This window comes from Microbispora sp. NPDC088329 (assembly GCF_040685655.1).
Classification (GTDB): Bacteria; Actinomycetota; Actinomycetes; order Streptosporangiales; family Streptosporangiaceae; genus Microbispora.
On the sequence record NZ_JBFBIP010000008.1, the window covers coordinates 247,202 to 260,807 of the forward strand.

The window sequence follows — 13,606 nt, forward strand, 5'->3', positions numbered from 1 at the left end:
GCCCGGATGGACATGACGTGGATCTTCGCTCTCGTCGGCGTGGCCGTGGCCGGGCTCGCGGTCCTCGCGTGGCCGGCCGCCCGGGTGCTCGCCGCGGCGCGGGACCTGCAGGCCGAGGTCGAGCGGGCCAGAGGACGGCTCGGGCTGCCCGAATAGAGTGATTTTGCCCCAAATTGATGCGATTTTGAGGCTCGGAGACAGGTGAACTTTGGCGCGAGGTGCGCGTACGATCGGGGGGTAGTACTCACGGCCCTCGCGGTAAGGACACGACATGCCCAACCTCGGACCCATGGAATGGATCCTGATCCTCCTGGTTCTGATCCTTCTCTTCGGCGCCAAGAAGCTCCCGGACACCGCGAGAGCGCTGGGGCAGTCGCTGCGCATGTTCAAGAAGGAAACCAGCAAGATGAGCGAGGAGGACGAGGAGCGGCAGACGGTCAAGGCCGAGCCCGTCGCTCCGCCGGCGGCGCAGATCCCGGCGGCCACCCCGTCCGTCGAGGAGCGGCTGCGTGTGCTGGAGGAGGAGAACCGGAAGCTGCGGGAGAGCCAGCAGCCGGTGAGCTCGCAGAACGAGCAGCGCTCCAACTAGGCGCCGCACCCCCACTGACTTCAGGACGAGCTAGATGGCCCTGCTGAAACGGTCGACTCCCGCCACGGCGGACGACGGGCGGATGACGCTCATGGAGCACATCCGCGAGCTGCGCAACCGGCTGATCAAGGCCATTTTGGCGGTGGTCGTCGGGACCGCCGTCGGGTTCATCTACTTCGAGCCCATCTGGAACTTTCTCAAGCAGCCGTACTGCCGGCTGCCGCAGGCCCACCAGTTCAACAAGGACCAGTGCCTGCTGGTGGTGAACGGGGTCTTCGACTCGTTCTTCGTCAACCTGAAGGTCGCAGTGATCTTCGGCGTGGTGGTCTCGGCCGTATTCTGGATCTACCAGCTCTGGGCGTTCGTGACCCCGGGCCTCTACCAGAACGAGCGCCGCTACACCATGGCGTTCCTCGGGCTCTCCGTCCCGCTGTTCACCGCGGGCTCGGCCCTCGCCTACGTCACGATGGACAAGGGCCTGTCCCTGCTGCTCAGCTTCGCCCCCGAGGGCACGCTCACGCTGGTGAGCATCAACGAGTACCTCAGCTTCGCGCTCGCGATGCTGATCATCTTCGGTGTCTCCTTCCTGATGCCGTTGCTGCTCGTGTTCCTCAATGTCATCGGGGTGCTCCGGTTCAAGACGGTGTCCAAGCACACCCGCATGGTCGTGTTCCTGATGTTCGTCTTCGCGGCCGTCGCGACGCCGAGCCAGGACCCCATCACCATGCTGGCCCTGGCGCTCCCCATGGTCCTTCTCTTCTTCGTCGCGGAGGCGTTCATGTACTTCCACGACAAGAAGCGCGACGAAGCCGACGCGGCGCACGCGAAGGCCATCGAGGAGGAGCTCGACGGGCCGTCCGCCGCGGAGGGCACGGCGGACTCGCTCGACGTGAGGGACTGACCGAATCTCCCTCTGGTGCCGCCTCATGGGCGGCGGTAGGTTCCGCATGTGGCCGATGAGATCGTCGTCCTGGTGAACCCCGCCGCCCGCGGCGGCCGCACGCTGCGCCTGCTCGACCCGGTGCTCCGGCGGCTGCGGGCGGGCGGCCGTCCGGTTTCCGTGATCGTCGGGACCTCGACGGCGGACGCCCTCGGCCGGGCCCGGGAGGCGGTCGCCGCGGGCCCCGCCGCGCTCGTCGCCTACGGCGGCGACGGCCTGGTGCACCTCGCCGTGCAGGCCGTGGCGGGGACGGCCGTGCCGCTCGGGATCGTGCCCGCCGGGACCGGCAACGACTTCGCCGGGGCCCTCGGCATCCCGCGCGGGGACCTCCTCGCCGCCGCGGACGTCGTCGCCGGCGGGGTGTCGCGGGTCGTGGACGCCGGCAGGATCGGGGCGGGCGGGGACAGGAAAGACGAATGGTTCGCCGGAGTCCTCGCCTGCGGGTTCGACTCCCGCGTCAACGAGCGGGCCAACGGCATGACCCGGCCGCCCGGAATGGCGAAGTATCTGGTCGCCCTCGTACGCGAGCTGAGCTCCTTCGCGCCGATCCCGTTCCGGATCACCCTCGACGGGGAGGCGGTGGAGCGCGAGGCGATGCTGGTGGCCGTGGCCAACACCCGGTCGTACGGCGCGGGGATGCGCATATGCCCGGACGCCCGGCCCGACGACGGCCTGTTCGATGTGCTCGTGCTCGGGGCGATGCCCATGGGCGAGTTCCTGCGCACGTTCCCCCGTGTCTACCGGGGCGGACACACCCGTCACCCGGCCGTGACCCTGCGGCGGGCCCGGCGGGTGGTGATCGAGGCCCCGGACGTGATCGCCTACGCCGACGGCGAGCGGGTCGGCCCGGTCCCGCTGACCTGCGCCGTCGAGCCGGGAGCGCTGCGGGTTCTGACGCCCTGATCTACGACGTAAAGGCGGTCGCGTAAAAGGATCACCGATGACGGACGCCCGGAATCCCGTTATCGGTAGGGTTGACGGTATGAGTACGCCAGCGGAACGCTATGCCGCCTTCCGTGAGGGGCAGTCCGGGACAGGACCCGCTCTCGCCTCGTTCCGCGAGCTTTACGACTTCGAGCTCGACGAGTTCCAGATCGACGCCTGTCAGGCGCTGGAAGCCGGGGACGGCGTGCTGGTGGCCGCGCCGACCGGGTCGGGCAAGACGGTGGTGGGGGAGTTCGCCGTCCACCTGGCCCTGGAGCAGGGCCGCAAGTGCTTCTACACCACGCCGATCAAGGCCTTGTCCAACCAGAAGTACAACGACCTGGTCAGGAGGTACGGCGCGGGCAAGGTCGGCCTCCTGACCGGCGACAACAGTGTCAACGGCGAGGCCCCGATCGTGGTCATGACCACCGAGGTCCTGCGCAACATGCTGTACGCCGGCTCGAACACGCTGACCGGTCTCGCGTACGTGGTGATGGACGAGGTCCACTACCTGGCCGACCGGTTCCGCGGCGCGGTCTGGGAAGAGGTCATCATCCACCTGCCGGAGTCGGTGCGGGTGGTGGCCCTGTCGGCCACGGTCAGCAACGCCGAGGAGTTCGGCGAGTGGCTGGGCGAGGTGCGCGGCGACACCACGGTCATCGTGGACGAGCACCGGCCGGTCCCGCTGTGGCAGCACATGCTGGTCGGCAACAGGATGTACGACCTGTTCGTCGACGAGGGCGACGACACCCTGCGGGTCAACCCGTCCCTCATGCGGATCGCCCGCGACGAGATGCGGCTGGCCCAGGCCCGGGGCAGGCGAGGCTATTCGCGGCCGGGCCGGGGCACGACGCCGAGCCGGTCGGACGTCATCGAGAAGCTCGACGCCGAGGGCCTGCTGCCCGCGATCACGTTCATCTTCTCCAGGAACGGCTGCGACGCCGCCGTCATGCAGTGCCTCTACTCGGGGCTGCGCCTCACCACCGAGGCCGAGAGCCACGAGATCCGCCAGATCGTGGACGAGCGGACCGCGCACCTGCCGGACGAGGACCTCGCGGTGCTCGGCTACCTCGAATGGCGCGACTGCCTCGAGCGCGGCCTGGCCGCCCACCACGCGGGCATGCTGCCGGCGTTCAAGGAGGTCGTGGAGGAGCTGTTCACCAAGGGCCTGGTCAAGGCGGTCTTCGCGACCGAGACGCTGGCGCTCGGCATCAACATGCCGGCCAGGTCCGTGGTGATCGAGAAGCTCGACAAGTGGAACGGCGAGACCCACGCCGACCTGACCCCGGGGGAGTACACCCAGCTCACCGGCCGGGCGGGGCGGCGCGGCATCGACGTCGAGGGCCACGCGGTGGTGGTCTGGCAGCCGGGGATGGACCCCCTGTCCGTCGCCGGTCTCGCCGGCACCCGCACCTATCCGCTGCGCTCCAGCTTCAAGCCGTCGTACAACATGGCGGTCAATCTCGTCGGGCAGGTCGGCAGGGAGCGGGCGCGGACCCTGCTGGAGGACTCCTTCGCCCAGTTCCAGGCCGACCGCGCCGTGGTCGGCCTGGCCCGCCAGCTGCGCAAGGCCGAGCAGGCCCTGGAGGGCTACGCCGAAGCCATGACGTGCCACCTCGGCGACTTCGAGGAGTACGCGGCGATGCGCAGGCGGCTGTCGGACCGCGAGGCCGAGCTGTCGCGCCAGCGGGGGGCGGCCCGCCGCGCCCAGGCCGTGCAGTCCCTGGAGGTGCTCAAGCCCGGCGACGTCATCCGGGTGCCGGGCGGGCGCCGTGCCGGCATCGCGGTCGTGCTCGACCCGGGCGTGAACGGCCGGGGGCACGAGGGGCCCGCGCCGCTGGTGCTGACCATCGGTAAGCAGGTCAAGCGTCTGTCGGCGGCCGACTTCCCGGTGCCGGTCGAGCCGGTCGACACGATCAGGATTCCGAAGGGCTTCAACCCGCGCTCGCCGAAGGAACGGGCCAACCTCGTCTCGAGCGTGCACGCGAAGCTGGGCGACCGCGACCTCGGCAAGCCGCCGCGGGCGCGCGACCACGCCGCGGAGGACGAGGAGATCACGCGCCTGCGGCGGGAGCTGCGCCAGCACCCCTGCCACGGCTGCGACGAGCGCGAGGACCACGCTCGCTGGGCCGAGCGTTACCACAAGCTGCTGCGGGAGACCGAGGGGCTGCGCCGCCGGGTCGAGGGGCGCTCCCACGTCATCGCCAGGACCTTCGACCGGGTCTGCGGGGTGCTCGACCAGCTCGGCTACCTGAACGGCGAGACGGTCACGGAACAGGGCCGCAGGCTGGCCTCGCTCTACACCGAGCTGGACCTGCTCACGGCCGAGTGCCTGCGCGCCGGTGTGTGGAACCGCCTCGACCCCGCCGAACTGGCCGCGTGCGTGTCGTCGCTGGTGTACGAGTCGCGGCAGGCCGACGACGTCCGCAGCCCCAAGATCCCGGCCGGCGCCACGCGTGACGCGCTCGCGGAGATGGTGCGTCTGTGGGGCGAGCTGGAGGGCATCGAGGAGGACCACGGCCTGTCGTTCGTCCGCGAGCCCGACGTGGGCTTCGCCTGGGCGGCCTTCCGCTGGGCCAAGGGCCACAGCCTCGACGCCGTGCTGACCGACTGCGACCTCGCGGCGGGCGACTTCGTCCGCTGGGTCAAGCAGTTGCTCGACCTGCTCGGCCAGCTCAGGGACGCCGCACCGAAGGGGAGCAAGGTCGCCGAGAACGCCGCCAAGGCCGTCGACGCCATGCGCCGCGGGGTCGTCGCCTACTCCTCCGTCAGCTGAGATCCGGGGAGCGTGATCACGGCCGTCTAGGATGGCAGCCCACACTCCCGGCCCTGTGGAGCGACCATCGTGAGCGACATCCTGGACGACCGTGACCGCCGGCTCGGCGGCTTCGTCGCCCGGCCGAAGCTCGACGACTACGCCGTCAGATATCAGGAGCACTTCGTCATCCGCAGGGAGACGGGGATCGCCGAGGTCCGCATGCACACCGGCGGCGGCCCCGCGGTTTCGACCCCCGGTCCTTCGCCGAGCCCGTCTCCGAGTGGCCGGCGGATGTCCTGTACGAGCAGTACTCCGACGGCGTCAAAGCGCTGGAGCGGCTCGCCTTCGACGTCGACATTCCCGTGATCGGAGTGCTCAACGGTCCCGGGCCGCGCCAGGAGCTGGCCCTGATGTGCGACATCACGCTGTGCGCCGACGACACCCTGATCGGTGACGGCAACTTCGCCGCCGGGTCGGTTCCCGGCGACGGCATGCATCTCGTCCTGCGGGAGCTGCTCGGCGCCAAGCGGGCCGCCTATCTGGCGTACACGGGAGAGCGGATCGACGCCGGCACGGCCTTGCGGTGGGGGCTGGTCAACGAGGTGCTGCCGCAGAGCGGCTCATGGACCGGGCGTGGGAGATCGCCGCCGCCGCGCCCCGGGCCGCGCGGCGGCTGACCCGGGCGGTCGTGCGGCGGTCCTGGCAGCGGCGGATCGTCGAGGACCTGCGGGAGGCGTACGCCCACCAGCTGCTGGCCGCGGCGGGTGCGGGAGCCTGAGCCGTGACCGCTCACCGGCACGACGCGTACGGTGCGAGGGTGAGAGCCGATCACCTTCACTCACCCGCCGGTAGTAGGGCGGCGGCTTGGGCGCCTGAGGCCGCCGCAGGGCCGCCGTGGCGGCCGGTCAGGCGGCGGTGAAACGGACCTCGCGGGTCTGGGGGTCGGCGCGCGTGAGCCGTACGGGGATGCGTTCGCCGAGCGGCAGGCGGTCGCCGTCGCAGCGGGCGATCACGGCGGGCTCGGTGACCTGCACCTGCCCGCCCGGCTTGCCGTCGGCGACGTCGACGACCACCGCGTCGAAGACCTCGCCGATCCGGGGCCGCAGCACGGCCGCCTCGACCAGGTCCACGCAGGCCCGCTCCACCGCGCCCGCCCGCCTGCCGCCCGAGGCCATCTGCTCCGGCAGTTCGGGCAGTGCCCGCCTGACCTCCTCGGGGACCTGCCCGTCCGCGGACACGGCCAGGCAGACCTCCGTGCCGTACCGGTCGACCAGCCGCCGCAGCGGCGCGGTGACGTGCGCGTACGGCGCGGCCATGGCGGCGTGCAGCGCCTGGCCGGGAGCGGCGCCGTCGAAGGCGACGTAGGCCGCGCCGCGCAGCAGCACCGTGGACTCGTGCAGGAAGGCGGCATGACCGGGGATCTCGGGGTCGAGCCCGTGCACGACCTCGGCGTAGGACGCGCCGCCGGGCCAGGGCACCCCGAGCGCGGCGGCGACCCTGCGGACCTTGCCGACGTCCTCCGGGCCCGCTTCGGGGAGGACCCGCAGCACGCCCACGCCCGCCTCCAGCATCATCCGGGCCGCCGCCATCCCCGTGAGCAGGGAGATCTGCGCGTTCCAGGCCTCGCAGGGGTGGTCCGTGCGGAACTCCACCCGATAACCGCCGTTCCCGTCGGGGACCACCTGCTGCTCAGGGGCCGGCAGCGACAGCCCGCCCCTGGCCCGCTCCCGCTCCAGCCGCAGCGGCCCCACCTCGGCGAGCAGCGCTATCGTCCCCTCCGCCCGGCCGGTGTCCACGGCCGCCTGGACGGTCTCGTAGTCGAGCCGCTCGCGGCTGCGCACCAGGGCCCTGCGCAGATCCACCGCCTCGATCTCGCCGTCGGAAGCGAGATCGAGCCGCCACAGCGCCGCGGGGCGGGTCCGCCCGGGCAGCAGGCTGGCCGCGCCCTCCGACAGGACCGGCGGGTGCAGCGGCACCCGGCCGTCGGCCATGTAGACGGTCTCGGCGCGGATCCTCGCCTCGCCGTCGATCGCCCCGCCGGGCCGGACGAACGCCGCGACGTCGGCGATGGCGTACCAGACGCGGTAACCCGGCCCGCGCCGCTCGATGCACAGCGCCTGGTCGAGGTCCATCGAGCCGGGCGGGTCGATGGTCACCAGCGGGAGATCTGTCCGGTCCTCCGTGGGCAGCGCGGGGGCGGCCGCCGCGCGCTCCGCCTCCTCCTGCACAGGGGCGGGGAAGCCGTCCGGCAGGTCGAAGTCCTTGCGGATGCGGGCGAACCCGTCGCGGAGCCCGTCCGCGGTGTCCCGGAGGCGGATCGTCGTGTACGGCACGCGATCAACTTACCCGAGTCAGGATTTTTCGGACGTCCACCGGGATCTCCCTCTTGTCTAGGATCGGCTCTCCCGGCGTGCGCGAAGCAGGAAGGGGCCGGGGCGGAGGATGGGTGACATGACAATGGACCGCGCCAGGCTGGCGGACTTCCTCCGCCGTTCCCGTGAGCGTCTGCGGCCGCAGGAGGCAGGCCTGCCCGCAGGACCGCGGCGCCGCACGCCCGGCCTGCGCCGTGAGGAGGTGGCCCAGCTGGCCGGGGTGTCGGCCGACTACGTGATGCGGATCGAGCAGGCGCGCGGCTCCCAGCCGTCGGTCCAGTTGCTGAGCGCCCTCGCCCGGGCGCTGCGGTTGACCGAGGACGAGCGCGATCACCTCTACCTGCTGGCGGGCCACCGCCCGCCGGCGGGGACGCGAGCCGGAGACCACGTCAGGCCCGCCCTGCTCTATCTCCTCGACCGGCTGGGCGACACGCCGGCCCAGCTGCTCACCGACCTCGGCGACCTGCTCGCCCAGAACGCCCTGGCCGAGGCGCTGTTCGGGTGCGTGTGCACCGTCGAGGAACCGGACCGGAACATCGTGTGGCGCTGGTTCACCGACCCGTTCGTGCGCGAGCCGTACCCCGCCGAGGAACACGACCGCCTCAGCCGCATGCACGTCGCGGACCTGCGTGCCGCCGCGACAGGCCGCGGCTACGATCGGCCCTCGAGCGCCCTGATCGACCGGCTCGGGGCGGCGAGTGAGGAGTTCGCCGCCATCTGGGAGCGGCACGAGGTCGCGGTGCGCCGCGCCAGCCGGATACGTGTCGTGCACCCGTCTGTCGGGCCTATCGAGTTCGACTACGAGACGCTGCAGACGCAGGCCGCGGACCAGCGTCTCCGTCTCTTCACGCCGCCGCCGGGATCCAGGAGCGCCGAGGCTCTCGAACTCCTCCGTGCCGTCGGCCCGCAGACCGCCCACCGCAGTCACCGCTGAGGACCTCCCGCACGGGGGAGGGCCGCGCTCAGGACAGCGCGGCGAGCAGGCGGTTCAGCGGGCTGTCGAGGCCGTACTTCTCCGACAGCGCGACCAGCCGCTCGGGGTCGCGCGGCGCGGCGGGCAGGGTGATGTCGACGTCCGGGACCGGGACGTCACGGGCCACCCGGACCACGGCGGGGGCGACCTCCAGGTAGTCGCGGGCGGCGGCGAGCTTGTTCCGCGCGCCCGCGGGGAAGCCGTCGGCGCCGCCCCCGTCCACCGCACCGTCCAGCGCGGCCAGCAACGCGGCCAGGGACCCGAAGCGCGTGATGAGGGCCGCCGCCGTCTTGTCCCCGATGCCGGCGACGCCGGGCAGGCCGTCGCTCGGGTCGCCGCGCAGCGTCGCGAAGTCGGCGTACGCCCGGCCCGGAATGCCGTACTTCTCCCGGACAAACGCCTCGTCGATGACCTGGAGGTTGCGAATGCCTCGTACTGTGTAGAGCGCCCGGCAGGGCTTCTCGTCGTCGACGAGCTGGAACAGGTCGCGGTCGCCCGTGACGATGTCCACGGCTCCCGTCGCGGCGGTCGCGTAGGTGCCGATCACGTCGTCGGCCTCGTACCCGGCGACGCCGACGCGGGCGATGCCGAGCGCGTCCAGGACCTCTTCGATGACGGGGACCTGCGGGGCCAGCGTGTCCGGCACCTCCTCCTCGTCGCCGCTCGCCACCCGGTGCGCCTTGTAGGACGGGATCGCGGCCACCCGGAACGCCGGCCGCCAGTCGGCGTCCATGCAGGCCACCAGCTGGGCGGGCTGGTGCTGCCGGACCAGGGTGGCGATCATGTCGAGAAGGCCGCGCACCGCGTTGACCGGCATGCCGTCCGGCGAGGTCACCGACTCCGGGATCCCGTAGAAGGCGCGGAAGTACAGCGACGGGGTGTCGAGAAGCATCTGCACCCTGCCATTGTCATGCCTGTCAGGGGTGCCGCGGACCCTCTCCGGTGACCGCGACGGCCAGCAGGCACGTGTCGTCCTCGGGGTTGGGGCCGCCGATCGCCTCCAGCAGGCGGTCGAGGCCCGTGTCGAGGTCCGTGCCGCGCTCGCCGAGGCCGGTCGACACGGCCGCCTCCACGATGAGGGACACCCCCGCGCCGATGTCGCGGGAGCGGCGCTCGACCAGGCCGTCGGTGAACATCAGCAGCAGGTCGCCGGGCTCGAGCCGGACGTCGGCCACTCCGTACGGCAGGCCCGGCATCGCCCCGAGCACGACCCCCCGGGGCGCCCCGAGCTGGCGCGCGCCCCCGCGACGCACCAGGATCGGGGCGGGGTGGCCCGCCTGTGCCCACGTGAAAAGGCGGGTCACCGGGTCGAAGTGGCCGCATACGGCGGTCGCCGTGGTGTCGTCCAGCCGGGTGAGGACCAGGTCGTTAAGCCAGGTCAGCAGCATGCCGGGGGATGCCCCGGTCATGCTCAGGCCGAGCAGCGCGTGCCGCAGCTGCGCCATCTCGGCGATCGCGGGCAGGCCGTGCCCCGACACGTCGCCCACGGCGAGGAACATGCGCCCGTCGGGCAGCGGAGCCGCGTCGTACCAGTCGCCCCCGAGGCTCGACGCCCGGCCCGCAGGGACGTACCGGACCGCGATCCTGGCGTGGGGCAGCTCGATCGACGCGCCGGGTTCGGGAAGGATCGCCTCCCGCAACGCCAATGCGACGCGGCGCTCCTCGGCCGCCCGCTCGCGGCGCCCCGTCCACCGCCGTCCGCCGATGTTCTGCACAGTGAGGGTGCCGACGGGGGCGGCGCCGGGGGTCACGTCCGGGTCGCGGTCGTCCGCGGGGGGAAGGGCGGGCCTTGTGCCGCCCACTACGCCGGCCATCTGTCTCGCTCTCGATGCCGCTCTTGCATTGCCGTTCGGACGTTCTGTGATCGCCCTGACGCGGAGCGTAGCAGTCCTGCATCACTGGGGGGTCGGTTTTCTTCCTTCGCGTGGAATAAGCCAAAGCCCCACGAGGCTCGCCCGCGTGGCGCGTGTGGTAGAAGCCCTGCGTGTTTCGCCGGCGCCGCCGCTCGTTACATTAGGTCGCGTGACGACGATGTCCCCGGAGCCTTCCGACCTGTACCCGACGACCCGTCCCGCCGCCGTACGCGAGGCCATCGGCCGCGCCGGCCTCGACGCGCTGCTGCTGACGCCGGGCCCGGACCTGCGCTACGTGACCGGCTACGACGCCCTGCCTCTGGAACGCCTCACCTGTCTCGTCGTGCCGGCGTCCGGCGAGCCGTTCCTGATGGTGCCGCGCCTGGAACTGCCGGCGGCCGAGCACTCGCCCGCCTCCCGGCTCGGCGTCGAGTTCGTCGCGTGGGACGAGACCGACGACCCGTTCGCCGAGGTGGCCCGCCGCCTGGGCCCGGTCGCCCGGGTCGGGCTCGCCGACCGGATGTGGGCGCTGCAGTCGCTGCGGTTCCGCGCGGTCATGCCCGGAGCCGAGCAGGTGCCGGCCGGGAGCGTCCTGCGCGAGCTGCGGATGCGCAAGTCGCCGGCCGAGGCCGCGGCGCTCGCGGAGGCGGGAGCGGCCATCGACGCCGTGCACGGTCTGGTGCCCCGGTTGCTCAAGGCCGGTCGTACCGAGCGCGAGGTCGGCAAGGACATCGCGGAGGCGATCCTCGACGCGGGGCACGCCCGGGTCGACTTCGTGATCGTCGGGTCCGGGCCGAACGGCGCCAGCCCGCACGCCGAGCTGACCGACCGGGTGATCCGGCCCGGCGAGCCCGTCGTCGTGGACATCGGCGGCGTCATGCCGAGCGGCTACTGCTCGGACTCCACCCGGACGTACTGCGTGGGCGAGCCGCCGGCGGAGTTCACGGCCTACTACGAGGTGCTCAAGCGCGCCCAGGAGGCCGCCTGCGCCCACGTCAGGCCCGGTGTGAGCTGCGAGTCGGTGGACGCCGCCGCCCGCGAAGTGATCGCGGAGGCGGGGTACGGCGAGTACTTCGTCCACCGGACCGGACACGGCATCGGCCTGGAGACGCACGAGGAGCCGTACATCGTCGCGGGCAACACCGAGGAGATGGCGCCCGGGTTCGCCTTCTCCGTCGAGCCGGGCATCTACCTGCCCGGACGGCACGGCGCCCGGATCGAGGACATCGTCGTGTGCGGCGAGACCGCCGGAGAGCGGATGAACAACACCACCAGGGACCTGGTCGTGATCGGCTGATCCTCGCGACCGTGCTCTCCGCGGCCCTGGCAGAGTGATGATCACAACTGCCGTATCGGAGGACGTATGACGCACGAGGGCATGGGCGGAGGCATCGGCGAGGGCATGGACGATCCCCGCGCCCAGGCCGAGGGCGAGGTCAGCATGGCGCGCCTGGCCCTGGCGGACGGGGAGACCGGGCACGCCGCCGCGCACGTCGCGGCGGCGCTGGCCTGCGATCCCGCCCTGCCCGAGGCCCACGAGACGCTGGCGCGGCTGCTGGCCGGGCCGGGCGGCGGGCCGGACCTGTTTCCCCTGGAGGAGCCGGTCTTCCTCGGCACCGCGCTGGCCCGCGCCCACGCACTGGCCGCGCGAGGCGAGCACGTGCCCGCGCTGCGCCTGCTGATCTCGGTGCAGCGGCACGAGCCGGGCGGACGCTGGGCCCACGTGCCGTGGGTGCTCGACCCCGAGCTGCCCGGGCGGATCCCGCCCGGCGAACTGGGCTCACTCGTCTCGCTGCTGGCCTCCGGGCTGCCCGGCACGGTGCCGGAGGACGGCCGCGAGGCGCTGCTGCCGTACGTCGCCCTGGTGCGGGGCGCGCTGCGCGCGCACCCGGACGTCGCGGCGCTGCTCTGGCCGGCCTCGCTCCTCCTGCGCCGGGTGGGGGACGCCGAGGAGGCGGTGGAGCTGGCCGCCCGCTCCTACGCGCTGGTGCCGTCCTTCCAGGCCGCCCTGGCCGAGGGATACGCGTACCGCGACCTACGCCGGTGGCCCGAGGCCGAGCGGGCCATGGTGCGGGCGCTCGAGCACGACCCCGCGAACCTCGCGTTGTACACCGACATCGGCGAGATGCTGCACGACAGCGGCCGCCCGGAGGAGGGCCTGGAGTGGGTGGAGCGCGCGCTGCGGCGCGAGCCCCGGCACGCGAACGCCTATCCGACGGCCTGCGGAATGCGTTTCGAACGGGACGGGGACGTCCGGCACCTGGTGGAGCTGGCCGATCACCTGCGCGACGACCCCGGCAACGAGCACGGTGACGCGGTCCTCGGCGAGCACTGCGCGCTGCGTCTCTGGCTGGGACGCGTCCCCGGCCCGACGGAGTCGGTGATCGACGTGCTCTACCAGCTGGTGGAGCAGGAGGAGGTCCCGGCCGGCGGCGAGCTCACCGTCTCCGCCCCCGAACCGCCGAGCGCGCTGCTCGCCTTCTCCCTGGTCGTGCCCGGCTTCGAGGTGACCATCGACGGCGCGCCGGAGCCCGACGCGCGGCTGACCGTGCCGGAGGTGTACGCCCACGGCCCGGTGCGGAGCGTGGCACGCCGGGTGTGGCGTTACGACGGCATGACGGCCGTGCCCGCCGTGCCGCCGCCGTCCCGCGAGGCGCTGGAGGCCGTCGCCGCCGTCGCGACGCTGCGCTGGCCGCACCTGCCGGCCGCCTACGACCACGCCGTACGCCTGTCGGGCCTGTCTCTCGGCGACCTGCTCGGCGTGCTCGTCCACCCGCCGCTGTCGCCGTACGGCGAGCCCGCGGCCGTGCCGCTGTGGATCAGGCAGGTCCAGGCGTGGGCCTGCCTCGGCATCGCCCACCACCGGGCCGGCCAGGCGTGGGCGGAGTCCGAGCGCAGGAGCGTGCTGGCCGACCTGGCGTACGGGCCGGAGGACTGGGTGACCGAGGCCGCCCTGCTGGGGATGATCGCGACGGCCTGGGTGGATCCGGACGCCCGCGACGACGTGGCCGGACTGGTGGCCTGGCGCTACCTGGCCGCCGTGGAGGCGTCGAAGACGAGGCCCGTGACGATCCTCGGCTCACTCGCCGCCCTCGTGTCGGCGACTCCCGGCATGCACCCCGACGTACGGGCGCTGGCCGCGGAGGCGTGATCGCGGAATTGTCGCCGGGGTCTGGTAGGACGGACCCACCAGATCC

Annotated in this window: 13 protein-coding genes; 10 read left to right on the forward strand and 3 right to left on the reverse strand. The window is 72.6% G+C overall.

Translation table 11 applies throughout. The features are described 5' to 3' along the window. Positions 1-6 precede the first annotated feature (6 nt). The 7 genes from AB0O28_RS17985 to AB0O28_RS18015 all read left to right on the forward strand — a co-directional run bounded on the left by AB0O28_RS17985 (position 7) and on the right by AB0O28_RS18015 (position 5,888). Positions 7-156, forward strand: coding sequence for a hypothetical protein (locus AB0O28_RS17985; protein WP_363641377.1), 150 nt, complete (start codon positions 7-9; stop codon positions 154-156). Between the two features lie 115 nt (positions 157-271). Next, positions 272-589 (forward strand): Sec-independent protein translocase subunit TatA, encoded by a 318-nt coding sequence (gene tatA, locus AB0O28_RS17990; RefSeq protein WP_363641379.1) that lies wholly within the window; start codon positions 272-274, stop codon positions 587-589. A 34-nt stretch (positions 590-623) separates the two neighbouring features. Beyond that, complete coding sequence (tatC, locus tag AB0O28_RS17995; RefSeq protein WP_363641381.1) at positions 624-1,490, forward strand: twin-arginine translocase subunit TatC; 867 nt, start codon at positions 624-626, stop codon at positions 1,488-1,490. Between the two features lie 48 nt (positions 1,491-1,538). Then, positions 1,539-2,432, forward strand: coding sequence for a YegS/Rv2252/BmrU family lipid kinase (locus tag AB0O28_RS18000; RefSeq protein ID WP_363641383.1), 894 nt, complete (start codon positions 1,539-1,541; stop codon positions 2,430-2,432). Between the two features lie 79 nt (positions 2,433-2,511). Further along, positions 2,512-5,229 (forward strand): DEAD/DEAH box helicase, encoded by a 2,718-nt coding sequence (locus tag AB0O28_RS18005; protein ID WP_363641385.1) that lies wholly within the window; start codon positions 2,512-2,514, stop codon positions 5,227-5,229. A 69-nt stretch (positions 5,230-5,298) separates the two neighbouring features. Further along, positions 5,299-5,577 carry a hypothetical protein gene (locus AB0O28_RS18010; protein WP_363641387.1) on the forward strand — a complete coding sequence of 93 codons (279 nt, stop codon included), beginning with the start codon at positions 5,299-5,301 and terminating at the stop codon, positions 5,575-5,577. After that, the gene (locus tag AB0O28_RS18015) at positions 5,568-5,888 is read left to right on the forward strand and encodes an enoyl-CoA hydratase/isomerase family protein (protein WP_363641444.1); all 321 of its coding nucleotides are present in this window, start codon (positions 5,568-5,570) and stop codon (positions 5,886-5,888) included. Before AB0O28_RS18010 ends, AB0O28_RS18015 begins: the two co-directional genes overlap by 10 nt. Positions 5,889-6,116: 228 nt before the next feature. On the opposite strand, the gene AB0O28_RS18020 is transcribed toward AB0O28_RS18015, so the two are convergent. Further along, complete coding sequence (locus AB0O28_RS18020) at positions 6,117-7,544, reverse strand: RNB domain-containing ribonuclease (RefSeq protein ID WP_363641389.1); 1,428 nt, start codon at positions 7,542-7,544, stop codon at positions 6,117-6,119. A gap of 118 nt (positions 7,545-7,662) precedes the next feature. Between AB0O28_RS18020 and AB0O28_RS18025 the strand changes: the two genes are divergently transcribed. Next, positions 7,663-8,517, forward strand: coding sequence for a helix-turn-helix transcriptional regulator (locus tag AB0O28_RS18025; protein WP_363641391.1), 855 nt, complete (start codon positions 7,663-7,665; stop codon positions 8,515-8,517). 28 nt (positions 8,518-8,545) lie between these two features. Here AB0O28_RS18025 and AB0O28_RS18030 read toward each other — a convergent pair whose 3' ends face one another. Next, a complete protein-coding gene (locus AB0O28_RS18030) occupies positions 8,546-9,448 on the reverse strand; it encodes a 5'-3' exonuclease H3TH domain-containing protein (RefSeq protein ID WP_363641446.1) in 903 nt (300 codons plus the stop codon). Between the two features lie 25 nt (positions 9,449-9,473). Beyond that, positions 9,474-10,370 carry a PP2C family protein-serine/threonine phosphatase gene (locus AB0O28_RS18035; protein ID WP_363641393.1) on the reverse strand — a complete coding sequence of 299 codons (897 nt, stop codon included), beginning with the start codon at positions 10,368-10,370 and terminating at the stop codon, positions 9,474-9,476. A 217-nt stretch (positions 10,371-10,587) separates the two neighbouring features. Between AB0O28_RS18035 and AB0O28_RS18040 the strand changes: the two genes are divergently transcribed. Both AB0O28_RS18040 and AB0O28_RS18045 read left to right on the forward strand, forming a co-directional pair. Further along, a complete protein-coding gene (locus AB0O28_RS18040) occupies positions 10,588-11,706 on the forward strand; it encodes a Xaa-Pro peptidase family protein (protein WP_363641448.1) in 1,119 nt (372 codons plus the stop codon). Positions 11,707-11,772: 66 nt separating this feature from the next. Continuing rightward, the gene (locus AB0O28_RS18045) at positions 11,773-13,560 is read left to right on the forward strand and encodes a tetratricopeptide repeat protein (RefSeq protein ID WP_363641395.1); all 1,788 of its coding nucleotides are present in this window, start codon (positions 11,773-11,775) and stop codon (positions 13,558-13,560) included. Positions 13,561-13,606: the final 46 nt, after the last annotated feature.